The following is a 25,156-nucleotide window of genomic DNA, read 5'->3' as shown; positions in this document are numbered from 1 at the left end:
TCAGGCCCTGCTCTGGCCCGGGACTTCCGGCGGAGTTTCCTTTTCACCTTCCTCGTCCAGTCCAACGCGGAAGGTTTCCGCCCTGAGCTTGAACAGGACCAGAACCGGAGCCGCGATGAAGATCGACGAATAGGTTCCGACCACCACGCCGAAGATCATGGCGAATGTGAAGGAGCGGATGACTTCGCCACCGAAGATGAACAGCGCGAGCAGCGCCAGAAGCGTGGTCAACGAAGTCAGGATGGTGCGCGGCAACATCTGGTTGATCGACAGATCAAGCAGGCTGGTCAGCGGCATCTTCTTGTATCGCCTCAGGTTTTCGCGAACACGGTCATAAACCACAACCGTGTCGTTGAGCGAGTAGCCGACAATGGTCAGCACCGCCGCGATACTCGACAGGTTGAACTCGATTCCCGACACCACGAAAATGCCGATGGTAAGCACCACGTCGTGCACCGTTGCGATGATCGCACCAAGTGCGAACTGCCATTCGAAGCGGAACCAGATATAGACCAGAATGGCCAGCAGCGACGCGATGACCGCAATGGTACCGGCCTGCGCCAGTTCGCCCGAGACGGTCGGTCCGACAACCTCGACACGGCGAATATCGTAATCGCCTTCCAGTTCGCCACGGACCAGCGTGATCACCGACTGTTCGGCGTTCTCGCCGCCACCCTGTGCCTGCACCCGGATCAGCACTTCACGCGGTGATCCGAATTCCTGGGCCTGGATATCGCCAAGATTGAGCTCCGACAACCGCGCACGGATATCGCCGACATCGGCATTTCCGTCCTTGGCCTGAACCTCGATCATCGATCCACCCTTGAAATCGATGCCGTAATTCATGTTGATCGTCGCAAACAGCGCCATCGAAGCCAGCGACAGCACCGCCGAGGCCACGAATGTGAAGCGGCGGATTTTCATGAAGCGGAAATTGAAGTCACGGATGATCGCGTCGAGCGCACCCCGCGGCATGTTCTTCGGGCGGCTGCGACGCACCCATTCCGCAACCATCCAGCGCGTGAAGGTAAACGCGGTGAACACTGTCGTGGCAATACCCACGGCAAGCGTGACGGCAAAACCGCGCACCGGACCGGTGCCGAGATAGAACAGGATAACCGCAGCGATAAGCGTGGTCACGTTGGCATCAAGAATGGTGGCGAAGGCCTTGCTGAAGCCCGCATCAATCGCCTGGATCAGCGAGCGTCCCGATCGGTGTTCCTCGCGAATCCGCTCGTAAATCAGCACGTTGGAGTCCACCGCCATCCCGACGGTGAGAACGATACCGGCAATACCCGGCAGCGTCAGCGTCGCACCAAGCAGCGTCAGCACCGCGATGATCATGGTCACGTTGGCAATCAGCGCCAGGTTGGCAATGAAGCCGAGCATGCCGTAGGCGACGAACATGAAGGCCAGCACCAGAAGCGCACCGATGATGCCGGCGATTTCACCCGCCGCAACCGAATCCGCGCCAAGGCCGGGGCCAACGGTGCGTTCTTCAATCACAGTCAGCGTTGCAGGCAGTGCGCCCGCGCGCAGCAGGATCGCCAGATCGTTGGCGCTCTCGACATCGAAATTGCCGGAAATCTGTCCGGTACCACCGAGAATGGGTTCGCGGATCACCGGAGCAGAGACAACCTGATCATCCAGCACGATGGCAAACGGCAATCCGACATTCTGCGTGGTTGCCTGGCCGAAACGCTGTCCGCCCTTGGAATCAAACCGGAAGCTGACAATCGGCTCGTTGGTGCGCTGGTCGTAACCTGCCTGCGCATCGACAAGGTTTTCGCCCGACACCAGAACCGAGCGCTGGACCAGATATGGAATAGGCGGGTCATCGGTTGTGTAGAGAATTTCAGAATTGGCCGGCGGACGCCCCTGAATGGCTTCCTGCACCGGCATGGAGGTATCCACCATCCGGAAGGCCAGCTTGGCTGTCTGGTTGAGCAGGCTCTTCAGCCGTTCGGGATCGTCAAGACCTGGAACCTGCACCAGGATGCGATCATCGCCCTGCCGCTGGATTACCGGTTCCGTGGTTCCCAACTCGTCAATACGCTTGCGGACCACTTCGATCGATTGCGCGACTGCCGATGAAACCCGGTAGCTGATGCCTTCATCGGTCAGAAGAATGCGCAACTGTCCCGGCTGGGTTTCCTCGATTGTCGCTTCCGCCACGGTGCCGCCACCAAACAGTCCCGAATTCACCGGCTGTGAAAGCTCGGCAAGGATGGTCTTGGCTTCCTCGACTTTCGCGTCGTCGCGAATCCGGACCTGGACCATCTGGCCCGTACCGGACAATCCCGTGTAGCCGATCCCCGCTTCGCGCAGGAGCCGCCGTACATCGTCAACCGTTGTGGTCAAGCGGTCCTTGATGATGTCCTGACGTTCCACCTGCAAAAGCATGTAGGAACCGCCCTGCAGATCGAGACCCAGAGTGAGTTTCTTCGATGGCGCCCAGTCCGGCAGGCTGTCTGCCTGCTGTTGGCTCAGAAGGTTCGGGAACGCGAACACCACGCTGGCGAGAACGGCAAGCCAGATGAGAGTTGTTTTCCAACGGGAGAAATAAAGCATGGGGCTCTCGGTTCATCCTCGGGGACGAAATGGGGTGAGACTGTAGGAAACGCGGTTTGCGGACAGGACCAGCGCCCTGCCCGCATATTACGGCTATTCCTTGGCCGGCTCGCCCTTGACGCGGACATCCGCGATCAGGCTGCGGACCAGGCGGACCTTCACGCCGTCGGCAATCTCGACTTCGAGTTCCGTATCATCGACCACCTTTGTGACCTTGCCGATCACGCCGCCGCCGGTAATCACCTGGTCGCCGCGCCGCACGTTCTTGAGCATTTCCTCGCGCTTCTTCATCTGGGTCCGCTGCGGGCGGATGATGAGGAAATACATGATCACGAAGATCAGCAGGAACGGCAGGATCGACATCAGGATCTCGCCGCCGCCGCCGCCGAGTGCGGACTGGGCATAGGCCGGGGTAACAAACATGAAAAACTCCTTGAAGATAAGGCATGGAGCCCTTCAAGAGGCCTCCAGCGGTCGAGCGGAATATAGTGGCAAGATGGGCGATTGCAACGCAAACATGGTGCCTTCCCACCTGAATTCCCGCTCAAAACCGCTTTTCGGCTTTACCACGCTGTGCTACCCGCACCTGAACATCTCCCGCCCGGAGCTTTTTCGCCGGACCGGAGACGAATGCAATCCTGCGCGGTGCCGCGCGGAGGCCCGCAATTTTGTCGGTCTCAGCACAGCACCACACGCCCCGACGGACCATCATCCAGATTACGGACACTGACATGCAAGACCAGACCGCCCAGCAAATCCTCGCAGAACTCGCCCGGCTTTCCCGCGCCGTGGAATCGCTGGCCCCGGCGCCGCGCATGGAAAACGATTTCGATGCAGCCGACTGCTTTGTCTGGAACGCCGACGCGCACCATCTTGCACCTGTCGCCAAGCCAAACCGGATCGAGATAGGCCTGATCAAGGGCGTCGATCATGTCCGCGACATCCTGGTCGACAACACCAGACGTTTCGCCCGCGGCCTGCCTGCCAACAACGTTTTGTTGTGGGGCGCGCGCGGCATGGGCAAATCGTCGCTGGTCAAATCCGCCCACGCCGAACTCGCAGCCGAAAGCGAAACGATCGCGCCTTTGAAACTGATCGAAATCCACCGCGAAGACATAAATTCCCTGCCCGAACTGATGGCAATCCTGCGGCCCGCGCGCCAGCGTTTCATCCTGTTCTGCGATGACTTGTCGTTCGATCATGATGATACCGCCTACAAGTCGCTCAAGGCCGCACTCGACGGCGGTATCGAAGGCCGCCCGGAAAACGTCGTGCTCTACGCCACGTCCAACCGGCGCCACCTGCTGCCGCGCGACATGATCGAGAACGAACGCTCCACCGCGATCAATCCGAGCGAAAGCGTGGAGGAAAAAGTCTCGCTTTCCGACCGTTTCGGACTGTGGCTCGGCTTCCACAAATGTTCACAGGACGACTATCTCGAGATGGTCCGCGGCTATGCGAAACATTTTGACCTGAAGATCACGCCCGAGGAATTGCAGGCGGAGGCACTCGAATGGTCCACCACCCGCGGCGCACGCTCAGGCCGCGTCGCCTGGCAGTTCATCCAGGATCTGGCCGGACGCAGCGGGCAGAAGCTGTAAAAGACAAGATCCGCCGATCGAACAAAAAAGCCCGACACTGCAAGGTGCCGGGCTTTTCCACTTTCGCCTGGAGGGGCGTCTATTCGAGATATTTCGTCGGATCGACCGGCGATGCATTCTTGCGCACTTCGAAGTGCAGCCGCGGGGTCTTGGCAACGCCGGACATGCCCGAACTTGCAATCACCTGGCCGCGAGCCACCTTGTCGCCGCGGTTGACCTTGAGCTCATCCGCATGGGCATAAACCGTGACCAAACCGTCATCGTGCCGGATCAGAACCGTCTTTCCGTATTCCTTCAGGCCATCGCCCGAGTAGATCACGACACCGTTTTCAGCTGCCTTGACCGGCGTGCCCTTCGGCATCGAAATATCGATACCGTCATTGCGCTTGCCGTTTTCGCTCTTGGCAAAACCGGTGATGACCTGACCGCGTGCCGGCCAGCGGAACTTGCCGATACCGGTCGCAGCCGGGGCCACGGAAGCGGTATCGCCCTTGGTCTTGGCTGCAACGCTGTCCTCAGCCGCACTCACCGGCGGCGTATAGGCCTTGGGTGCCGGCGTCTTGCTGACCGAAGCCGTTGCCGACGGATTGAGCGTCGATCCGGAAGCGCCCGGAATGGACAGGGTCTGGCCGATGCGGATATTGCTGCCGGAAATATTATTGGCAGATTTCAGAGCATCAACGCTCACGCCGTGACCACGCGCGATCTTGCTGAGCGTATCTCCGCCCTTGACGACATAGACGCCGCTGCCCGCTTCGCTGGAGTTTGATGCAGTTCCCGAAACAGCCTGTTTTGTATCCGTCTGATTGCCCGGATTGCGCAGCGAAGGCGCCGAAGGCAGAACCGCCACATCGCGAACCGGAGAAGGTGCCGGCACGGGAAGCCTGTCATGCTTGACCTCGCCAACCAGGCCGGAGCTTGATTGCGAAGCGCGCGTCTTCGGATTGTTGTCCGGTGCCGAAACCGGCGCCTTGCGCGAATAGACATAGATCGGGATCAGCAATTGCCGCCCGCTTTCGACCCGCGACGCATCGGTAATGCCGTTGGCCTTCATGATTTCGCTGGCCGGAACACCATAGCGCTTGGACAGATTGTAGATCGTTTCGCCCTGGCCCAGTGTGATTCGCGTTGCACCCGTCGTGGTCCAGCCTGCACTTTGCGGCGCGGAACCGGTCACGATCGGATCAGGCGCAAGCACCGGAGCGGCATCCTGGTAACGCGGGTTCACCGGCACCGAAGAGGTCAACTGCTGTGGCCGTTCTGGAAACGCCTGGGCTTGCGGCGCAGCCGTTGCAGGCCGTGTCATCGGTTCGAGCACCGGCGAAGCTGCGGCCGCGGCTTGCTGCTGAACCGGCTGCCTCGAGGGCAACACACTGCGGGCAACAGAAGACACCCGCTGCACGCCGCTGGTAATCAGGTTCGACGAGGAAGACGCAACACGTGCGGAGGAACCGGGAATGGAGCCGGTCGATGCAGGATCATAGCCCGCTTGCGCCGATGAGCGATAATCACCGGGAAACGCCTGCGACACCGATGACGGAGCCTGCGGATAGGCAGCAGCCTGTGGATATGCCTGGGCTTGCGGATAACCCTGCGGCGCAACACCGCCTCCGACAGCCGCCATGGGCGCAAGCCTGTCGGCCGAAGGCTGCGGCACAGAGGCCGTCAGCAGCTGGTCAGTGTTTCGATAAGCAAAGCGGCTCGCGTCCGAACTGCATGCGGCGGCGGAGCCCGCCAAAAGCGCAACACCGAGCAAACGAGTTACCGATGTGCCGGAAACGACAGTCTGTCTGAGACGCATAACACTACCCAATCAACGCAAAACCAATTGCGATGATTAAAGCGCGTTAGTGTTACTCATCGGTTAAGGTGGGGCAATTGAATGTCTTTTGTGCCAGTCCGGGACCTAAAGCGCAGCCGCCAGGCCAGGGATGAAAGCCTTGTAAGGCACCTCGAAAAGATCCTCGCGCTCGAACCGGCTGCCGATCTTTGTCAGCCGCACCATCTGCGCCCGTCCGCTCTCCTGAAGGATCGGCGCCAGCATCACGCCTCCCGACGCCAGATGATCGACAAACTGCCGCGGCATTCCGTCAAAGGCGCAGGTCGCAACGATCCGGTCGAAATTGCCCTCTCCATTCACGCCCTTGAGGCCATCCGCCTGACGCGAGACGATATTGCCGAGCCCGAGATGGGCAAAGCGTTGCTGTGCAAGCTGGACCAGCGTCTTGTAGCGGTCGATGGTCATCACCCGCTCGGCCAACCGGGCCGCAACCGCCGCCAGAAAACCGCTGCCGGTGCCCAGATCAAGAACCCGGTGGCCCGGCTCGATCATCAGTGCGGTTATCAGGCGTGCGACGAGATCGGCGCTTTCGGCAAAGCCGCCACAGTCTATCGGAACCAGGCGGTCCTGGTAGGCGGCATCGGCATAGGCAGCTGACAGGAAAACCGTCCGCGGCGTTTGCTCAAGCGCCGTCAGCAGCGCCTTGTCGGCCAGCCCTTCTGCCCTCAGGCGCAGAAAAAGCGACGCGAAGCCCTCCTTCTCTGCCAAGCGCACATTCATCGATCAGTCTTCCAGTGCAGCAGCGATCTGCTCCTGAACCGCGTGATTGGTCAGATCCATCTTCAACGGCGTGACCGAAATATATCCGTTCGAAATTGCCTTGATGTCGCTGTTGGTTTCCTGGGAAAAATCCCGGCGGCCGAATTTCAGCCAGAAGTACGGGAATCCGCGGCCGTCGTGACGTTCCTCGATCGACAACGCATGGGTCATTTCTCCCTGGTCGGTCACGACCACGCCCTTGACCTCATCAGCCGCGCAATTGGGGAAGTTGACATTGAGCAAGGTGCCTGCCGGCAGGTCGATCTTGACGAGTTTCTTCAGAAGATCCGGCGCCAGTGTTTCAACCACGTCCCACGGCACGATACGGCCATTGACGAAATTGTAGGCCTGGCTGATGGCAATCGACCGCACGCCAAGCAGCGTGCCTTCCATGGCGCCTGCCACCGTGCCCGAATAGGTCACGTCGTCGGCAACGTTCTGGCCCGAATTCACGCCCGAAAGCACCAGGTCCGGCGCTTCGTCCATCAGGCTCCTGATTGCCATGATGACGCAATCGGTCGGCGTGCCGCGCAGCGCGTAGGTCTTGTCGCGAACCTTGCGCAGCCGCAACGGTTCCGACAGGGTCAGTGAATGCGCAAGACCGCTCTGGTCTGTCTCAGGCGCAACGATCCAGACATCATCCGTGAGTGTCCGTGCGATGCGCTCCAGCACCTCCAGTCCCTCGGCATGAATGCCATCGTCATTGGTGATGAGTATGCGCATTGCCAGCTCTCCTGAAATGAATAGGTTATGCCGCCTTCTCGATTTTCGTGATGCCGCCCATATATGGCCGCAGCACGTCGGGCACGGTAATCGATCCGTCGGCGTTCTGATAATTTTCAATGACCGCAATCAGGGCGCGGCCGACGGCCACACCGGATCCGTTCAGCGTATGGACAAAGCGCGTTGCCTTGTCTCCCGTCTTGCGGCAGCGCGCGTTCATCCGCCGCGCCTGGAAGTCGCCGCACACTGAACAGGAGGAAATCTCGCGATAGGCCTTCTGCCCCGGCAGCCACACCTCGATGTCATAGGTCTTGCGCGCGCCGAAGCCCATATCGCCGGTGCACAGCACGATGGTACGGAAGTGCAGACCCAGCCCCTTGAGCACGGCTTCCGCGCTCGCGGTCATGCGCTCATGTTCCTCGAGCGAGGTTTCCGGCGTGGTCACGGAGACCAGTTCGACCTTGGTGAACTGGTGCTGGCGCAGCATGCCGCGCGTGTCGCGGCCCGCCGAACCGGCCTCGGAGCGGAAACAGGCCGTCTGCGCAACATAGCGCTTTGGCAATTCTTCCTCGGCAAGGATTTCACCGGCAGCCATGTAGGTCAGCGGCACTTCCGCAGTCGGAATCAGCCAGCGGCCGTCGGTGGTGCGGAACAGGTCGTCGCCGAATTTGGGAAGCTTGTCGGTGCCGTAGGCCGCCGCATCATTGACCATCAGCGGCGGATTGACCTCTGTGTAGCCATGCCCGCCGGTATGAAGATCAAGCATGTACTGGCCGAGCGCACGCTCGAGCCGTGCCAGACCACCCGACAGGATGGTGAACCGCGATCCGGACATCTTCGCCGCGCGCTCGAAATCCATCATGCCCAGCGCTTCGCCAAGCTCGAAATGTTCTTTTGTCTCAAAACCAAACTCAGGCTTGGAGCCCGAGACACGAATTTCGACGTTGTCGCTCTCGTCCTTGCCCACCGGCACATCGTCAAGCGGGATATTGGGCAGCACCGACAGGGCATGCTTGAGCGCCTCGTCGAGTTCGCGCTCCTTCGCCTCGCCGGCCTGCAATTCATCCTTCAGCTTGGCGACCTCAGTCTTCAGGCTGTCCGCTGCGGCCTGGTCCTTGGCCGCCATCGCCTTTCCGATTTCCTTGGAAGCCGCATTGCGCCGCTCCTGAAGCGCCTGCAGCGCACCGACATGGCTCCGGCGCGCTTCATCCAGCGCAATCAGCTGTTCCGATTGCGGCTCGGCGCCACGCTTGGCAAGCGCCGCGTCAAGGGCTTCAGGGTTTTCACGTATCCATTTGATGTCAAGCATGGCAGGTTCCGGTACTCGAATGGCAGCGCCAAACCCGCAACCGTGCCGTCAGACGGCACGGCGCAAACATCAATCCGGAGCTCAGGCGTCCCCTTCGGGATCAGAGGCTGCCGCCGATTGCTTGTCTTCGGCTTCCGCCAAGGCCGCATTCGCGGCGCGCTGGCGCTCCACGAGTCGGGCGCAATAGATGGCAATCTCGTAAAGAAGGATGGTTGGCAGCGCAAGTCCGATCTGGGAGACCGGATCCGGCGGCGTCAGAATGGCAGCCGCGATAAAGGCCGCGACGATGGCGTATTTGCGCTTTTCCGCGAGCCCCTTGCTGGACACCAGCCCGACGCGGGCGAGAAGCGTGGTCACCACCGGAAGCTGGAACACCAGGCCGAAGGCGAAGATCAGCGTCATGATCAGCCCGAGATATTCCGACACCTTGGGAAGCAGCATGATCGACGCTTCGCCGGTGCCACCCACCTGCTCCATCGACAGGAAGAACCACATCACCATTGGCGTAAAGAAGAAATAGACCAGTGCCGCGCCCAGCAGGAACAGCAGCGGCGAGGCGATCAGGAACGGCAAGAACGCACCGCGTTCGTTCTTGTAAAGCCCAGGCGCCACGAATTTGTAGACCTGCGCGGCAATCACCGGAAACGCCAGCACCAGACCGCCGAACATGCCGATCTTGATCTGTGTGAAGAAGAACTCCTGCGGCGCGGTGTAGATCAGCTCGATCTTGCGGTCCGTCATCCCGGCCCAGTCGACAGCCCAGGTAAACGGCTGAACCAGCATGTTGAACAGCGGTTTCGCAAAGGAGAAACACAACAGGAATGCAATGAAGAACGCGCCAATTGCCCACATCAGGCGATTGCGCAACTCCAACAGGTGCGTCAGCAACGGCTGCGGCTTGTCGTCAATGTCGTCGGTCACGCCTGGCCCTCGCCTTTAGGTTTCTTGGCGCGAGGCGCACTTTCGGCCGCAACCGGCTTTGCAGGCGCTTTGGCCCGGGATGCGGGCGTCGCAGCCTTCGCAGCAGATTTCGGAGCGGGAGATTTGCTGGCGGCCGCTTTGGTGGAGGCCGCAGCCTTGGTGGTCTTGGCGGCAGCAGGCTTTGCTTTTGCCGATGCCGTAGCCTTGGCTGCTTTGGCCGTGGCAGGCTTTGCAGCAGGCGTCATTTTCGCCGCAGTTGATTTTGGATCGGGTTTTGCCGCTGCTTCGGCAGGCTTGGTAGCTGGCCAGCCTGCCGTGAATTCCGGTGGACCGTCAGAAAGCTTCATCGACGGCTCTGGAGCAGCCATCTTCGGCGGCTCTTCCGCCGAAGATGGGGTCTTTACCGCTTTTTCCAGGTCAGCCTTGATATCCTTTGCCGTATCCTTGAGCGGATTTACGGCATCCCGAATGCTCTGCATTGGATTGAGCTTGCGGGCATCGTCAAACGTCTTCTTGACGTCATCAAGCTCCGCTTCCCGCAACGCGTCATCGAACTGCCCGCGAAACTCCGAGGCCATGGCCCGGAGTTTCTTGGTAGTCCGCCCGAAGGCACGCAGCATAGGCGGCAGGTCCTTCGGACCAACCACGACGATCAGCACAATGGCAACGACCAGAAGCTCTGGCCAACCGATGTCGAACATTCAGGCGTCTCCTCACCCGTCAGGGCAACGGGATTGGGATATCAGCCGCGATCCTTGGCTTCTTCAGCCTTGCTTTCGACTGTCTTCGTCTCGGCAGGAGCGGCTTCATCCTCGCCCATGCCTTTCTTGAAGCTCTTGATACCCTTGGCAACGTCGCCCATCAGTTCCGGAATCTTGCCGCGACCGAAAAGAAGCAGAACGACGACCAGAACGATTAGCCAATGCCAAATGCTGAATGAACCCATGATACTCTCCTGTATGCATCCTACCCTGATTTAGGGTGTTTATCCGTTTCTTTCAAACACCAAAATGTCACGCGCGTTGACAGTGACCGAAACGTCGCGGATGCCGCCCCTCAATTGACCAGCGCGAATGCGCGCGTCAATCGGGTTTTCTCCTCCCGCAACCACCACCGTCACCAGCTCCTCGACTCCGAGGAACCGCCGCGCCACAATCCGTGCCGAAACACCGCAAGGCGTTTCCGTAACTTCAACGCCCGGAAGCCTTATGGCAATCGAGACGTTAGCACCATCTCTAAAACCCTTTGCCGCAACCGGACCCAGGGGAGTTTGTGCAAATTCGCCCTTGACCGTGCTGTCAAAGACATTGATTTCGGAAAAGAACCCGGCGGCAAACAGGTTGGCCGGGCGATGGTAGAGATCCTCCGCCGTACCGACCTGCTCCAGCGCGCCATCCTTCAGAAGCGCGATCCTGTCGCCCATCCGCATGGCTTCTTCCGCATCATGCGTCACCACGATCGCCGTGGCCCGCGCTTCGCGCAAAATCGCCAGCGTTTCCGCCCGGACACTGTCCTTGAGCCGCGAATCAAGACCGGAAAAGGGCTCGTCCATCAGCAGCACTGCCGGCCGCGGCGCCAGCGCCCGGGCCAGCGCCACGCGCTGCTGTTCACCGCCTGAAAGCGCGTGCGGATAATTGTCGGCGTAATGCACCATGCCGACACGGTCCAGTGCCGCAAGCGCCTCCCGCTTGGCATCCACCGACGACAAGGCCGTCAATCCGAACTTCACATTGTCCAGGATGGTCAGGTGCGGAAACAGCGCAAAGTCCTGGAACATCAGGCCAATGCCCCGGCGTTCGGGCGGCAGGTTGATCTGCGGCCCGGCAATTTCGCGGTCATTGAGCAGCAGCCGACCGCGGCGCAACGGTTCAATTCCCGCGGCAAGTCTCAAAAGCGTGGTTTTCCCCGAACCCGATGGGCCGAGCAGGCACAACACCTCGCCCGGCTCAGCCGCCAGGCTAACCCCGCGCAGCGTCGGCAATTCACCATAGGAATGATGAACATCCTCAAACGCCAGGCGCGCGGCGAATGTGACACCGGCCGTTCTGCGCGCGATCGCCGCTCTTGTCTGCTGTGTAACGATGGTCGGAACCCTTGCAATCAGCATCAACTGCCCCGGCACACTCCGGGACCGGACGTTTAGTCCTCCGCTTCACCCATCGGAGTCAAGAGACCAAGTTCTTCAAGGTCCATTTGGGTGATCGGATCTTCGTCCTCGGTGAGCTCGTCACCCGATGGCAGAAGTGGTGGCTGGAAATTCGAGGGAACCTTGCCGGAAAGCAGGCCTGCGCCCTTCAGCTCGTCCATTCCCGGCAGGTCGCGCAGGTCTTCAAGCCCGAAATGATCGAGAAACGCCATCGTCGTTCCATAGGTCACCGGCCGTCCCGGCGACCGCCGCCGGCCGCGCATGCGCACCCAGCCAGTCTCCAGAAGCACATCAAGCGTTCCCTTGGAGGTTGCGACCCCGCGAACATCCTCGATCTCGGCACGCGTGACCGGCTGGTGATAGGCAATGGTTGCCAGCACTTCCAGGCCCGCGCGCGACAGTTTCTTGATCTCTGTTTCATCCTGCCGGATCAGGAAACCCAGGTCAGCCGCAGTCCGGAAAGCCCAGGCATCGCCGATACGCACCAGATTGATGCCGCGCGAGGCATAGCTTTCGGCCAGCCGCGTCATCACGTCACGCACTGACGTGCCTTCGGGAAGTTTGCTCCCGATCAGTTTTTCCGCAACCGGCTCGCTGGAGGCAAACACCAGCGCTTCGGCGATGCGTTCCGCCTCGTGCACGGCGCGCTGCTTGAGCGCATCCAGGGCGTCCGATCCCATCTCGTTGTCCTCTGCGTCTTCCGCATCCGCCCCGAAGGCGAAAGCGGCGCCGTGGCCCGGGTCCATTGTCATGCTTTGCTCCCTGCGCTGACGGCGGCTTGTTGCGGCCGTCGCATGAAGATTGGCTGAAACGCGCCATCCTGGCGAATTTCCAGCCGCCCTTCCCGCACCATCTCGAGACTGGCGGCAAAGGAACTGGCAATCGCCGTTGTCCGTTCTTCCGGATCGGACAGATAGCGCAACAGATACTGGTCCAGCGCCGTCCAGTCCTTGAGTTCGCCGATCAGCCTGAACAGGATCACGCGGGCATCGCTCAGCGACCAGACACGGCGGCGCGAAATTGTCACCTGGGTGACCGTCTGGCGCTGTTTCTGTGCTGCGTAGGCTGTCAGCAGATCGTATAGAGTTGCATCGAAGCTCGAAGTCTTGTCGATCACCATCCGCTCGGGCGCACCGCGGGCAAACACGTCGCGGCCCAGGCGGTTGCGGTTGACCAGCCGGGTTGCCGCTTCCCGCATCGCTTCCAGCCGCTTGAGCCGGAAGGCCAGCTGTGCCGCCATCTCCTCGCCACTTGGCTCGTCGCCCTTGGGCACCTGCGGGATCAGCAGCTTTGATTTCAGATAGGCGAGCCAAGCCGCCATCACCAGGTAGTCGGCCGCAAGTTCGAGCCTGAGCGCGCGGGCCTTTTCGACGAATTGCAGATATTGTTCGGCCAGCGCCAGCACGGAAATCCGCGCCAGATCCACGCGCTGGGTCCGCGCCAGGTGCAGCAGCAGATCGAGAGGACCTTCGAAACCGGCGACATCGATCACCAGCGCCGGGTCCCCGGTTGCCCGGTCAGCCGCATTGGCAGTATCCCACATCACGTCCATGGGCGTCCTGCCCTGGGCCGTCTTGCCGGAATTGCCAGCGCCTTGCCGGTTGCCGTTGTTCACTCCTGCCGCCTTTCAGATCCCTGGTTAGGAGGCTGCCATCAACCCCTCGAATTCTTCGCGCAATGCTGCCTCGTCACTGTCATCGGGGCTACGGAAGGCCGCCATGGCCTCGTCGGCCCGCCGCAAGCTATCGCCCGTAAGAACCGGCGTGACCGAAGCCACCGCCTCCATTTCCGCCCGATTACCATTGCAGTGCAATGTGACATCGCATCCTGCGGCGAAAATTGCACGGGCCCTTGTGGCGAAATCCCCAGAAAGCGCGTTCATCGACACGTCATCGGACATCAGCAGACCATCAAATCCGATTTCGGAGCGGATGACCTCCTCGATCACACGGCGCGACGTCGTGGCCGGATTGTCCGGATCAAGCTCGGTGAACACCACATGCGCCGACATCGCCATCGCCTCACCGGCAAGCGCCTTGAACGGAATGAAGTCATGTGCGGAAAGTTCCGCGTGCGATGCATCGACATGCGGCAGTTCATGGTGCGTATCAGCACCGGCGCGGCCATGTCCGGGGATATGCTTGATCACCGGCAGCATTCCGCCTGCCTTCAGCCCTTCCGACGCCGCCGCTCCCAGCACCGAAACAACATCCGGCGTGATCCCGTAGGCGCGGCTGCCAATGACCTCGTGCCCGCCAGGCGACGGCACATCCAGCACCGGCAGGCAGTCAACGGTGATCCCAAGCCGGTAAAGATCGAAGGCATGCAGCCGCGACATGATCCAGGTCGCCCGAAGGCCGGCTTTCGGGTTCGCCTGATAAAGTGCTCCGAGATCGGCTCCGGAAGGATATTGCGGCACCAGTGGCGGCTTGAACCGTTGCACCCGCCCACCTTCCTGGTCGATCAATATCGGTGCATCCGGCCGGCCGACGCTTTCGCGCAGGCTCGCAGTCAGCTCACCAACCTGGGCCAGACTGACGATGTTCCGGCCGAAAAGGATAAAACCCCATGGCCTGGTGTCGGCAAAAAATGATGCTTCCTCGGAACTCAACTCCGGTCCCGCGCATCCGAAAATGACTGCTTGTGATTCGCTCATTGCGCAATGGTAGTCGAACCCCGGCCATTTGACAGTCAGCGATCACCGGATCCTGAAACGTGAAAAAGGCCACGCTGGCATGCGTGGCCCTTTTGTCAGATCTTGTGTCGGGTCAGACAATCAGCGCGAGACGAAGCAACTGCCTCCTGCAGCCTTGTAGCGGCTGCAAAGCGCGTTGGCCTGGTCTCTTGTGCCCGCAGGCACCCTGACCCTGTGAAACACGCCCTTGCCCGGAATGTCCGCGCGCTGGATGTCCACACTGAGCCCGCCCAATACCGAACTGTAGCGATTGGACAATGTGCGCCAGGACGCCTGCGCGCCTTCCGCGGTTGGCTGCGACGCGATCTGCACGTAATAGCCACCCGGATTGGCGGCGGGTGCAGCAGCCGCCGGAGCCGATGCGACCTCAACCGGCTGAGACGTTGCAGATGCAGCAGACGCGGCGGGTGCAGCGGGCGCAGCACCAACCCGGCCATCCTGGCCGACCGTACCGACCACATTAACCGGCTGATCGGCGGGACGGCCTTGCGGCACCGGGGCATTTGCCACCGGCCGGATTGGCTGGGTCTTGACGATACGCACGGGGGCCACGGTGCCTTCGGTTGCCGGATTTTCGGCACTTTCAGGCTGATCCTGAACCGGATTTGCCGTTTCAACCGACCGCCGGACAAACGGCTCGGGCGCCTGTGCCGGCTGAGTGGTGGTGGAAGCCTCTGGTGACGCTGCCGCCAGGGTCTGCGGCGTTTCAGCCGAAACCGGCACTTCAGGCGTCGCGGCCTCTCTGGCCACGATGGAGCCATCCGGCTTGACGATCATGGTGCGCACCTTGCGCGGCGACACCACAGGCGCAGCCGTCCCGCCAGGAGCGGTGTCATCCGAAGTTCCGTTTGCGGACAGCCGTTCTTCCGATTTTCCGGCAAAGTCCGAACGCCCTTCAAGCGGCAGGATTTCCGGATCGAGTGTCCGCTGGACGACATCCACCGGCTCTTCCGCGGAATTCACCAGCGCCGGCTGCCCCGTGGACGCACCGGTTCCACCAGCGACACGGTCGTATACCGCCTTGTCCTGGTTGGGGACTGTCACGCCGCCGGGATTTTCAGGAAGAACCTTTACCGGATCCTTGTCAGCCCGGATGATCCGCGGCCCACCGTCAGCGGTCGTTTCGTCACCCGACAACATACTCCAGCCGAATGCGGCGACACCGGCAAGCAAGGCCAGTCCCAGCACCGATACGGCCAGAACCGGACCGCGAGAGCCGTTGTCTGCGCGCTCGTGCGCAGCATTCAACTCTCCTGGGAAGTCATCGGTGTTTTCCATGCCATCCACGACATAACCCGCAGGTGTTGCAGTGGCAAAACCGGGGTCATCGAACCCGGCATCGAGTTCACGTTCAAGCGCGATGTAATCATCCGAAACTTCATGGCCACGCGATGCTGTCGCGTCACGGCTCCAGCCTTCCGCCGGACCGAAGGTGGCGCTGACGCCATCAGTTGGTCTTTCGTCCAGGCCAGGCTCGCTGCGATCGATAATGTCTGCGAATTCGCGTTCGATTTCGGTATCGTAATCCGGTGCAAACGCCTGAGGCTCTTCAACCGGCAGTTCAGGAACATCGATATCGGAGACGACTTCGACCGTTTCGTCGGAATCTGCAATCAGGTCCGCATCGAAATAGTAGTCAGACGACGTAGCCTGGGATGCCCCCGGCTCCACGATGTGTTCGGCGGTTTCAAAACCATCGAGCCAGTCACCCTGCTCCGGCTCGGCTGAACGCTGCACCGCAGCCGGGCCCTTGCCCACGTTTCCGGCGACAGGCTCCGCGTGGGAAACCTGATCCAAGCCTTCAGGCGCGAACCCGAGAAATGCGTCAGTCAACTCGTCCCGCTCGACCGGCTGATCAATTGCCGGGGCACTCGACAGCCAGTCGTCAGCCTCGGCTACCTGCTCCCCGCGGGGACCTGCTTCAACCTCAACCGGCTCGGCCCAGTCATCACCGGAACCATCGAAACTGTCGGCCAGCACCTGCTCCAGATCGAGTTCGAAATCGTCCGATGCATCCGCCTTGACGGCGACGGGATCCACGGCACGTTCGGGCAAACCGAACATATCGCCAAGTTCATCATCAAGCTCGTCGGCCGCATTTTCCTCAATGCTGTCAAGTGACCACTCGCCAGCCTCTTGAACCGGCTCTTCCAGCGCTGGCTCTGCATCGCCGCTGAATTCGACATCGCCATTTATGGCGGCCAGCAACTCTTCGGCAGCATCGTCAAAAACCGCGACCTCATCATCGAGCGTGGCGTCATTCAGCGCGTCCAGAGCCGTTTCGACATCGAATTCGCCATCATCATCGCGCACCGGAGCCTGCGCAGCCTCATGGGCTTCATCGGGATTGCCGCCGATTTCGACTTCATGCTTGAAGACATCGAGCTCGGTGGACAGGTATTCCTCGAAATCCAGCGTGGCCTCATCGCCCGCAACCTCTGGCTGGGGCTCGTCCGCCAGCCTTGGCGCATCACTGTGGTCCGGGGCTTCAGCTGATTCCGGACCCAGATCGAAGCGAACCATATCGGCAAGAACGTCATCACCGATATCATCGGCGACCTGCGTGGCTGCGGGACCGGCAACGACCGCTTGCCCGAAGACACCCGACGCCGCGGCAAAATCCTGCGGCGCATCCGCATCCTCGGGTTCGGGTTGAGCAGAATCGGCTTGTTCGAGTTCTGTACTCAATGCCCACTCATCATCGGCAACCAACTCCTGCGAACCCGGATCCACATCCAGGTCGACAGGAAACTCGCCTTCTATGGCCCTGAGCAGATCGTCAGACGACCGCCCTTCGACCGACAGGAAGTCGGCGCTGTCAAATTCGGGGACATCGTCGACGGGTGCTTCAGCCTGGTAATCGTGGCCGGAATCCAGTTCCGCCTCAGCAACCTGCGGCTCAGGCTCAGGCTCCGGATCGAAAACGTTATCGGACAGCATGACATCCAGGGCTTCGTCCGCCTCGATCCGGTCAAGCTCGTCAATGGAAGGAGCCTGCGGCACATCGAGCTCGCGCATCAATTCCGCCTCGAGATCGAACTCGCTCGGCTCAGGGGCATCGTCGGTCTTCGCCACATCCTCGGATGGCCGCTCATAGCCGATGATCCTGGCAAGCTCTGCCAAAGGATCATCGATTTCGGCATCCGGATGCGGGGACCGGGCGTTGTTATCGAATTGATCAGCCATGCATCACTCACATACTCTCGCGTACTCTACTGCCAGAGCAATGTGGGGAAAAGGTGACGTCTAGCGCATTTCTTCCGGTGCATCAGTTCCCGTAATCGTGAGACCTGACTTCAACACCGACGCTACTGCGTACACCAGACCCAACCTGGCAATTGTTGATTGTCTGTTTTTATCATTAACAAACCGCAAACCCGGTTCATCACGGCCTTTGTTCCAGTGCGCATGCAGCAGACTGGCGAGCTCATAGAGGTAGAACGCCACCCTGTGCGGCTCCTGTCCGGATGCCGCAGCCTCGATCATCCGCGGATATTCGCTGAGCTTTGCAATCAGTGCCAGTTCGCTCTCATGGGTCAGGTCCGACAGATCGGCCGAAGCCAGCGTCGCAGGCGACAGATCGAGATCGGGGAACGTCTCCAGCGCCTGGCGCATCACCGACGCGCAGCGCGCATGGGCATACTGGACATAAAAGACCGGATTGTCCTTGGAGTGCTCGGTTACCTTGGCGAAATCGAAATCCAGCGTTTCAGAACTCTTGCGGTAGAGCATCATGAAACGCACGGAATCGACGCCGACCTCGTCCACCACGTCGCGAAGCGTGACGAAATCGCCGGACCGCTTGGACATGCGCACGGGCTCGCCGTCGCGGTAGATCTTGACCAGCTGGCACAACAGCACCGTCAGCTTTGCTTCGCCGCCGGAGACAGCCTTCGCTACCGCCTCAAGCCGCTTGATATAGCCACCGTGGTCTGCCCCAAGGACATAGATCATCTCCTTGAAGCCGCGCTCGAACTTGTCGCGGAAATAGGCAACGTCGGCGGCAAAATAGGTGTAGCTGCCGTCGGACTTGATCAGCGGCCTGTCAATGTCATCGCCAACCTCGGTCGACCGGAATAGGGTCTGCTCGCGGTCTTCCCAATCCTCGGGCGCCTGCCCCTTCGGCGGAGGCAGCTTGCCCTTGTAGACATGCCCCTTGAACGTCAGATCGTTGATCGCGTGGCGAATGGCCCGCTCACCGTCCGCATGCAGGCTGCGTTCGGAGAAGAACACGTCATGCTCGACGTTCAGCGCCTTCAAATCGGCCCTGATCATGTCCATCATCGCGTCGATGGTGCGGTCCTTGATCAACGCCATCCGCTCGGCTTCCGGCATTGTTCTAAGCGAGGTGCCGAATTCATCGGCAAGCTTTTTGCCGACCGGTACCAGGTAGTCGCCGGGATATAGCCCCGCCGGAATCTCGCCGATATCCTCGCCAAGCGCTTCGCGGTATCTCAGGTAGACCGACTTCGCCAGCACATCGATCTGCGATCCTGCGTCATTGATGTAGTATTCCTTGGTCACCTGGTAGCCGGCAAACCCCATCAGGTTGGCCAGCGCATCCCCCACCACCGCGCCGCGGCAATGGCCGACATGCATCGGCCCGGTCGGGTTTGCCGAGACATACTCGACATTGACCTTGCGGTTCTCACCCAGGGTGGACCGGCCGAATTCCGTCCCTGCGGTGATGATGGTCGAGGCCAGACGTTGCCAGAACGTGGCCGTCAGCCGGAAATTGAGAAAGCCGGGGCCGGCAACCGTTGTTTCCGACACATCGGCATCATCGGCAAACTGCGCCGCGATCATCTCCGCCAGCGCCCGCGGGTTCATGCCCAGCGGCTTGGCCAGCACCATCGCCGCATTGGTCGAGATATCGCCATGCGCAGGATCGCGCGGCGGCTCGACGGTCAATCGTTCGAAGCTGACGCCGCCATCCTTGTCCTTGACCACATCAAGAGCCTGCACGGCCTGCTTGATTCTGCTTTCGAAGTCCTTGAACACATTCATGGCTAAAGTCCGGATATGACGGGAAAACGGGGGCGAAACGGCTGCTCGCCCAAGGTGAGCGCTGCCTATCGCAATTCCGGCGTATCGTCAAACAACCGGCGGTGCGCCGAAATGGCGTAAGTATCGGTCATTCCGGCCAGATAATCCCGGACCTTGCGCGCGCGCAGCTCCACGGCAAGATCCTCGATGCCGGCATATTCGTGTTTTTCACCCATCGTCGAGGGGTCTGCCATGAAGGCATTGAACAGGTCGCGTACGATCCGGGTCGCCGACGCCCTCACCCGCATCACGTCGGGATGGCGGTAGAGATGCCGGTACAGGAACGCCTTGATGTGCCGGTCCGCCTCGACGAATTCCTGCGAAAAATGCGCCATCGTCCGGCCCGCATGACGCACATCATCGGCCGATTGCGGCTTGATCGTCTGGAGATGCGCCTGGGCGACACCGATCACGTCCTCGACCATCCGGGTAATCTGGCGCCGCATCACCTCGTTGATCAGGCGCGGCTCCTCAAGGCCGGGATAGCGATCCCGGACCTCGGCCAGCAACTGCGAAATCAATGGCAGTTCTTCCAGCATTTCCAGCGTGATCAGACCTGAACGCAGTCCGTCGTCGATATCATGGGTGTTGTAGGCGATATCGTCGGCAATCGCCGCAACCTGGGATTCCAGGCTCGAATGGGTGGAGAGCCACAGGTCGTGGCCGGCGTTGTACTGCGCGATAGGTTCCGGAACCGGCTTGCCGCCCTCGGTGATCAGCGGACCATTGTGCTTGACCAGCCCCTCGAGCGTTTCCCAGGTCAGATTAAGCCCGTCAAAATCGGCATAGCGTTGCTCAAGCTTGGTGACGATGCGCAGCGATTGGGCATTGTGGTCGAATCCGCCTGCACCGGCCATCAGCTCGTCCAGCGCCTCTTCGCCGGTGTGGCCAAACGGCGTGTGGCCGAAATCGTGCACCAGCGCCACGCCCTCGGCCAGGTCCTCGTCCAGCTTGAGCGCACGAGCCAGCGCCCGGGCGATCTGCGCCACCTCGATGGTGTGGGTCAGCCGGGTCCGGTAATGATCGCCTTCATGGGCGACAAACACTTGCGTCTTGTGCTTGAGCCGCCGGAACGCGGTGGTGTGGATGATCCGGTCGCGGTCGCGCTGAAATTCCGAACGGGTCGGGCTGACAGGTTCGGCAACCAGCCGGCCGCGGCTGGACCACGGGTCAACCGCCCAGGGCGCACGTGCCGCGGTTCCAAATCCAAGTTGTTTTACATCAATTTCCATGCCTATCCCGTCAACAGGCGCCAAACAGATCCCGACTCACTCCGTCCAAGCATTGACGCCGGGCCAGCGCCTTCATACCTATAGAGCAACTGATTTGAAACATGTCTCTTCCGGACCTTGACCCCGGCAAGGAGGTACAATGACTGAAACCGCTACTGTAACGCTCTCGGATTCCGCCGCTCGCAGAATCAAGGAAATCGTCTCCGCCGAATCCGGCAAGTCGGCCCTTCGTGTTTCCGTCGAAGGCGGTGGCTGTTCGGGTTTTTCCTACAAGTTCGACCTCGCCGATCAGCCGGCAGAGGATGACATTGTGCTTGAGAAGGACGATGCCAAGGTTCTCATCGACCAGGTGTCGCTTGTCTACATGGCCGGATCGGAGATCGATTTCGTCGACAACCTGATGGGCCAGGCCTTCCAGATCAGGAACCCGAACGCGGTCGCCTCCTGCGGCTGCGGCACCAGCTTTTCAATTTGACCCGGCCAATTGATCCGCGTTTGCGCGGATCGCCTGCAAGAGGATGCCTGCCTTGAAAATCGCCACCTGGAACATCAATGGCGTCAAGGCGCGGATCGAAAACCTGCAAGCCTGGCTGAAGGAAAGCAACCCCGACATCGCCTGCCTGCAGGAGATCAAGTCGGTCGACGAAGGATTCCCGCGGCTGGAAATCGAGGCGCTCGGCTATCACGTCGAAACCCACGGTCAGAAGGGCTTCAACGGGGTGGCGATCCTGTCGAAGCAAAGCCCCGATGAAGTCAATCGCGGCCTGCCGGGCGACGACACCGACGAGCAGGCCCGCTTTATCGAAGCAGTCTTCTCCGTCGATGGCGGCGTGTTGCGGGTGGTCTCGCTCTACCTGCCCAACGGCAATCCGGTCGACACCCCGAAGTTCCCCTACAAGCTCGCCTGGATGGACCGGCTGCACGCCTTTGCCCAGGACCGGCTTGCGCTGGAAGAGCCGCTTGTGCTGGCGGGTGACTACAATGTCATTCCCGAACCCGTGGATTGCCATGATCCCAAGGCCTGGGAGGGCGACGCGCTGTTTCGCCCCGAATCCCGCAACGCCTTTAGAAAGCTCGAAAATCTCGGTTTTACCGATGCACTGCGCGCAGTCAACGACGCGCCGGAAACCTACACATTCTGGGACTACCAGGCCGGCGCCTGGCCAAAGAACAATGGCATCCGCATCGATCACCTGATGCTGTCTCCGGAAGCTGCCAACATGCTGCAGTCGGCGACGGTCGAAAAGCATGTCCGTGGCTGGGAAAAGCCGTCTGACCATGTACCGGTGGCGATTTCGCTCGCCATCTGAGCCATGACAGCTAACGCTAACTTGCCCGTCGACTGCGCGAATCTTGCCAAAAACCGCCAAAGGGCGCATCATCGGCGGATGAAACACGCTCTCTTCCGGCAATTTGCTTTGGGCATCGGTTTTCTGGCCGTGGCGTTGTTTTGTGTGCCACCGGCATCCGCCGGGCAGGATTGCGAATGTTTGGGCAATGGCAAACGGATCAAGCAGGGCGGCGTGATCTGCCTGCAGATCGGTTCATCCCAACGCTATCTGGCGCGCTGTGAACGCAATCTCAACAACACAAGCTGGAAAAAGATTTCAGACGGATGTCCGGTGTCTCAAATGTCGCCCTGGACTTCAAAATCCGCAGCCCGGATTCAGGGCTGATCATCCCCGTTGCAGCGCGCGCAAGCGCGTAAACCACCGGCTTCACAGTCAAAAACCGGAAAATTGTCAGTTCAGGCCCTTGGCCAGCATATCCTGCGCCAGCGCGATGGCAGTGCGCCGGTCGGCTTCGCCTGCCAGCGAGAATGCACGTTCCTGCATCGCCTGGATCCAGGCCTTGTCGGAAGCCGGTGAGCGTTCAAGTGCCGTGGTCATGAAGGCAAGTCCGCGCACGGTCTGGCCTTCCTCGAACACCACATTGCCAAGAACAGCGGCCGCAGCCGGATGGCCGCTGACGCGGGCCCGGTTGAGCCATTTCTTCGCCTGCTGGATATCGTTCGCACCGCCCTGCCCCTCGAGGATCATGCGGCCAAGGCGGTATTGTGCTTCCGGCACTCCGAAGGCGGAAGCAGCCTGGAAATACAGCTGCCGGGCCGCTCCGAGATTGGCCTTGATCGGGCTGCCGGGAATGCCCTTCTGATAATAGGTCGCCAGCGACAGCAGCGCATTGACGAAGTAGCCGGTGTCCTGCGAACCAGGCTCCACACCCTGACGGGCGATATCATCGTAGATCTTGAAGGCTTCGTAGTCGTTTTCAACCACGCCGTCGCCATAGGCATACATGTTGGCAAGCGCCCAGCGGGCACCGGGATGGCCCTTTTCGGCGGCATATTTGTAGGCTTCCACAGCTTCGTCCTTGCGGCCCTTCTTGTAGGCGGAAAAGCCAAACCTGAAGAGATCGAAAGGACCGGATTCGCGGGTGACGCCGGCATTGGGATCCAACGCCAAGGCCTGCCCGCCACAACCAATGGCCATGGCAAGCACTACACCAAAAAGACCCGTCCGGGTGCGGCTAGATGTCTGCATAGCAGTGTTTTTCTTTCGCTCCGCCCGGATGGGTTACCGCACCATAACGCGCAGCCCCCACCGTCTGGGCGTATTTCCACAGCGCACCCGATGCATAATCGGTCTCCCGCGCTGTCCATTTTTCCCTGCGTGCAGCCAGTTCCTCATCGGACAACTGCACATTCAATGTACCGGCAACCGCATCGATCTCGATGATGTCGCCATCCTTGAGCAGGCCGATCGGCCCGCCTTCTGCGGCTTCCGGCCCGACATGGCCGATACAGAAGCCGCGTGTTGCGCCGGAGAACCGGCCGTCGGTGATCAGCGCGACCTTGTCGCCCATGCCCTGCCCATAAAGGGCCGCGGTGGTCGACAGCATCTCGCGCATGCCAGGACCACCCTTGGGGCCCTCGTAGCGGATCACCAGAACCTCGCCTTCCTTGTAATTGCGATTTGTGACAGCATTGAAGCAATCCTCTTCGGAATCGAAACAACGCGCCGGGCCGCTGAATCTCAGCTTCGACATGCCGGCCACCTTCACGATGGCGCCGTCCTCGGCCAGATTGCCTTTCAGGCCAACGACACCGCCGGTGACGGTGATCGGCTTGTTGGCAGGATGGACCACGTCCTGCTGGTCGTTCCAGCGGACATGTTCCATGTTTTCGGCCAGGGTCCGGCCGGTCACGGTCATGCAGTCGCCGTGCAGAAAACCATGCTCGAGCATGGTTTTCATCAGCACCGGAATGCCGCCGGCTTCGAACATGTCCTTGGCAACATATTTGCCGCCCGGCTTCAAATTGGCGATGTACGGGGTGCGCTCGAAAATCTTGGCCACATCGAAGAGGTCGAATTCGATGCCGCATTCATGCGCAAGTGCCGGCAGATGCAGTGCCGCATTGGTCGATCCGCCGGTTGCGGAAACCACGGCAGCCGCGTTTTCGAGCGACTTGCGGGTAACGATGTCGCGTGGGCGGATCTGCTTGGCGATCAGTTCCATCACCTTCTCGCCTGCCGCGTAGCAGAACTTGTCGCGCATGTCGTAGGCAGCCGGAGCACCACAGGAATAAGGCAGCGCCAGTCCGATCGCCTCGGCCACGGTGGCCATGGTGTTGGCGGTAAATTGCGCACCACACGACCCCGCCGACGGACAGGCCGCCTGTTCGATCTCGAGCAGATCCTCGTCCGACATGTCACCGACCGAATGCTGGCCGACGGCCTCGAACACATCCTGGATGGTAATCTGGCGGCCGCGGAAGTTCCCGGGAAGAATCGAACCGCCGTAGATGAAAATCGACGGGACATTGAGCCGGACCATCGACATCATCATGCCCGGCAGCGACTTGTCGCAACCAGCCAGCCCGACAATCGCGTCATAGCAATGGCCGCGCATCGTCAGCTCGACCGAATCGGCAATCAGGTCACGGCTGGCAAGCGACGCCTTCATGCCCTGGTGCCCCATGGCGATGCCGTCGGTTACGGTGATGGTGCAGAATTCGCGCGGTGTGCCCTTGGCCGAAGCCACGCCCTTCTTGACGATCTGCGCCTGCCGCATCAGCGAAATATTGCAAGGTGCAGCTTCATTCCAGCACGACGCGACGCCGACCAGCGGTTGGGCGATCTCCTCACTCGACAGTCCCATGGCGTAGAGAAATGACCGGTGCGGTGCGCGCTCCGGCCCAACCGTTGTATAGCGGCTTGGAAGTTTGGACTTGTCGACTGGTGTAGCGCTCATGAAATCCTCAGACGCGTTTGGCCTCATCGACCGAACCGCGGGGCTGAACTGTTGACCTGCCC

The 25,156-nt window shown here is 60.6% G+C and carries 22 protein-coding genes; 4 read left to right on the top strand and 18 right to left on the bottom strand.

What is annotated here, in order from left to right; genetic code table 11:
- A complete protein-coding gene (gene secDF / locus WNY80_RS03810; protein ID WP_342886002.1) occupies nt 1–2,571 on the bottom strand; it encodes a protein translocase subunit SecDF in 2,571 nt (856 codons plus the stop codon).
- Between the two features lie 93 nt (nt 2,572–2,664).
- Nucleotides 2,665–2,994 (bottom strand): preprotein translocase subunit YajC, encoded by a 330-nt coding sequence (gene yajC / locus WNY80_RS03805; RefSeq protein ID WP_342886001.1) that lies wholly within the window; start codon nt 2,992–2,994, stop codon nt 2,665–2,667.
- A 308-nt stretch (nt 2,995–3,302) separates the two neighbouring features.
- On the opposite strand from yajC, the gene WNY80_RS03800 reads away from it, so the two are divergent.
- Nucleotides 3,303–4,172, top strand: coding sequence for an ATP-binding protein (locus tag WNY80_RS03800; RefSeq protein WP_342886000.1), 870 nt, complete (start codon nt 3,303–3,305; stop codon nt 4,170–4,172).
- Nucleotides 4,173–4,251: 79 nt separating this feature from the next.
- Here the strand turns inward: WNY80_RS03800 and WNY80_RS03795 are convergent, their stop codons facing one another.
- From WNY80_RS03795 to WNY80_RS03730, 14 genes are all read right to left on the bottom strand, one after another.
- Complete coding sequence (locus WNY80_RS03795; protein WP_342885999.1) at nt 4,252–5,796, bottom strand: peptidoglycan DD-metalloendopeptidase family protein; 1,545 nt, start codon at nt 5,794–5,796, stop codon at nt 4,252–4,254.
- Nucleotides 5,797–6,078: 282 nt separating this feature from the next.
- Complete coding sequence (locus WNY80_RS03790; RefSeq protein WP_342885998.1) at nt 6,079–6,732, bottom strand: protein-L-isoaspartate(D-aspartate) O-methyltransferase; 654 nt, start codon at nt 6,730–6,732, stop codon at nt 6,079–6,081.
- Between the two features lie 3 nt (nt 6,733–6,735).
- Nucleotides 6,736–7,494, bottom strand: a complete 759-nt coding sequence (gene surE, locus WNY80_RS03785; RefSeq protein ID WP_342885997.1) for a 5'/3'-nucleotidase SurE — start codon at nt 7,492–7,494, stop codon at nt 6,736–6,738.
- A 25-nt stretch (nt 7,495–7,519) separates the two neighbouring features.
- Nucleotides 7,520–8,803, bottom strand: a complete 1,284-nt coding sequence (gene serS, locus WNY80_RS03780) for a serine--tRNA ligase (RefSeq protein WP_342885996.1) — start codon at nt 8,801–8,803, stop codon at nt 7,520–7,522.
- Nucleotides 8,804–8,884: 81 nt separating this feature from the next.
- Complete coding sequence (tatC, locus tag WNY80_RS03775; RefSeq protein ID WP_342885995.1) at nt 8,885–9,724, bottom strand: twin-arginine translocase subunit TatC; 840 nt, start codon at nt 9,722–9,724, stop codon at nt 8,885–8,887.
- The gene (gene tatB, locus WNY80_RS03770; protein WP_342885994.1) at nt 9,721–10,425 is read right to left on the bottom strand and encodes a Sec-independent protein translocase protein TatB; all 705 of its coding nucleotides are present in this window, start codon (nt 10,423–10,425) and stop codon (nt 9,721–9,723) included. The genes tatC and tatB overlap by 4 nt, the downstream gene beginning before the upstream one ends.
- A gap of 41 nt (nt 10,426–10,466) precedes the next feature.
- Nucleotides 10,467–10,670, bottom strand: a complete 204-nt coding sequence (locus tag WNY80_RS03765) for a twin-arginine translocase TatA/TatE family subunit (protein WP_342885993.1) — start codon at nt 10,668–10,670, stop codon at nt 10,467–10,469.
- Nucleotides 10,671–10,709: 39 nt separating this feature from the next.
- A complete protein-coding gene (locus WNY80_RS03760; protein WP_342885992.1) occupies nt 10,710–11,831 on the bottom strand; it encodes an ABC transporter ATP-binding protein in 1,122 nt (373 codons plus the stop codon).
- Nucleotides 11,832–11,863: 32 nt separating this feature from the next.
- On the bottom strand, nt 11,864–12,550 hold the full coding sequence (gene scpB, locus WNY80_RS03755; RefSeq protein WP_342886302.1) for an SMC-Scp complex subunit ScpB: 687 nt from the start codon (nt 12,548–12,550) through the stop codon (nt 11,864–11,866).
- Nucleotides 12,551–12,618: 68 nt separating this feature from the next.
- A complete protein-coding gene (locus WNY80_RS03750) occupies nt 12,619–13,422 on the bottom strand; it encodes a ScpA family protein (protein ID WP_342886301.1) in 804 nt (267 codons plus the stop codon).
- A gap of 87 nt (nt 13,423–13,509) precedes the next feature.
- Nucleotides 13,510–14,526, bottom strand: a complete 1,017-nt coding sequence (nagZ, locus tag WNY80_RS03745; protein ID WP_342885991.1) for a beta-N-acetylhexosaminidase — start codon at nt 14,524–14,526, stop codon at nt 13,510–13,512.
- A gap of 120 nt (nt 14,527–14,646) precedes the next feature.
- Complete coding sequence (locus WNY80_RS03740) at nt 14,647–17,751, bottom strand: SPOR domain-containing protein (RefSeq protein ID WP_342885990.1); 3,105 nt, start codon at nt 17,749–17,751, stop codon at nt 14,647–14,649.
- Between the two features lie 60 nt (nt 17,752–17,811).
- Complete coding sequence (gene argS, locus WNY80_RS03735; RefSeq protein ID WP_342885989.1) at nt 17,812–19,572, bottom strand: arginine--tRNA ligase; 1,761 nt, start codon at nt 19,570–19,572, stop codon at nt 17,812–17,814.
- 65 nt (nt 19,573–19,637) lie between these two features.
- Nucleotides 19,638–20,843, bottom strand: coding sequence for a deoxyguanosinetriphosphate triphosphohydrolase (locus WNY80_RS03730; protein WP_342885988.1), 1,206 nt, complete (start codon nt 20,841–20,843; stop codon nt 19,638–19,640).
- Nucleotides 20,844–20,982: 139 nt separating this feature from the next.
- Here WNY80_RS03730 and erpA point away from each other — a divergent pair, with 139 nt between their 5' ends.
- From erpA to WNY80_RS03715, 3 genes are read left to right on the top strand one after another with little or no spacing between them, the layout of a single operon-like run.
- Nucleotides 20,983–21,318, top strand: a complete 336-nt coding sequence (gene erpA / locus WNY80_RS03725; RefSeq protein ID WP_342885987.1) for an iron-sulfur cluster insertion protein ErpA — start codon at nt 20,983–20,985, stop codon at nt 21,316–21,318.
- 52 nt (nt 21,319–21,370) lie between these two features.
- Nucleotides 21,371–22,153 carry an exodeoxyribonuclease III gene (gene xth / locus WNY80_RS03720; RefSeq protein WP_342885986.1) on the top strand — a complete coding sequence of 261 codons (783 nt, stop codon included), beginning with the start codon at nt 21,371–21,373 and terminating at the stop codon, nt 22,151–22,153.
- A 3-nt stretch (nt 22,154–22,156) separates the two neighbouring features.
- On the top strand, nt 22,157–22,519 hold the full coding sequence (locus WNY80_RS03715) for a hypothetical protein (protein ID WP_342885985.1): 363 nt from the start codon (nt 22,157–22,159) through the stop codon (nt 22,517–22,519).
- Between the two features lie 66 nt (nt 22,520–22,585).
- Here WNY80_RS03715 and WNY80_RS03710 read toward each other — a convergent pair whose 3' ends face one another.
- Nucleotides 22,586–23,332, bottom strand: coding sequence for a tetratricopeptide repeat protein (locus WNY80_RS03710; RefSeq protein WP_342885984.1), 747 nt, complete (start codon nt 23,330–23,332; stop codon nt 22,586–22,588).
- A 37-nt stretch (nt 23,333–23,369) separates the two neighbouring features.
- Nucleotides 23,370–25,094 carry a dihydroxy-acid dehydratase gene (ilvD, locus tag WNY80_RS03705; protein ID WP_342885983.1) on the bottom strand — a complete coding sequence of 575 codons (1,725 nt, stop codon included), beginning with the start codon at nt 25,092–25,094 and terminating at the stop codon, nt 23,370–23,372.
- Between the last annotated feature and the right edge of the window lie 62 nt (nt 25,095–25,156).

The organism is Hoeflea sp. AS16, assembly GCF_038900095.1.
Classification (GTDB): domain Bacteria; phylum Pseudomonadota; class Alphaproteobacteria; order Rhizobiales; family Rhizobiaceae; genus Hoeflea.
This window is presented reverse-complemented; position numbering and strand designations above follow the sequence as displayed.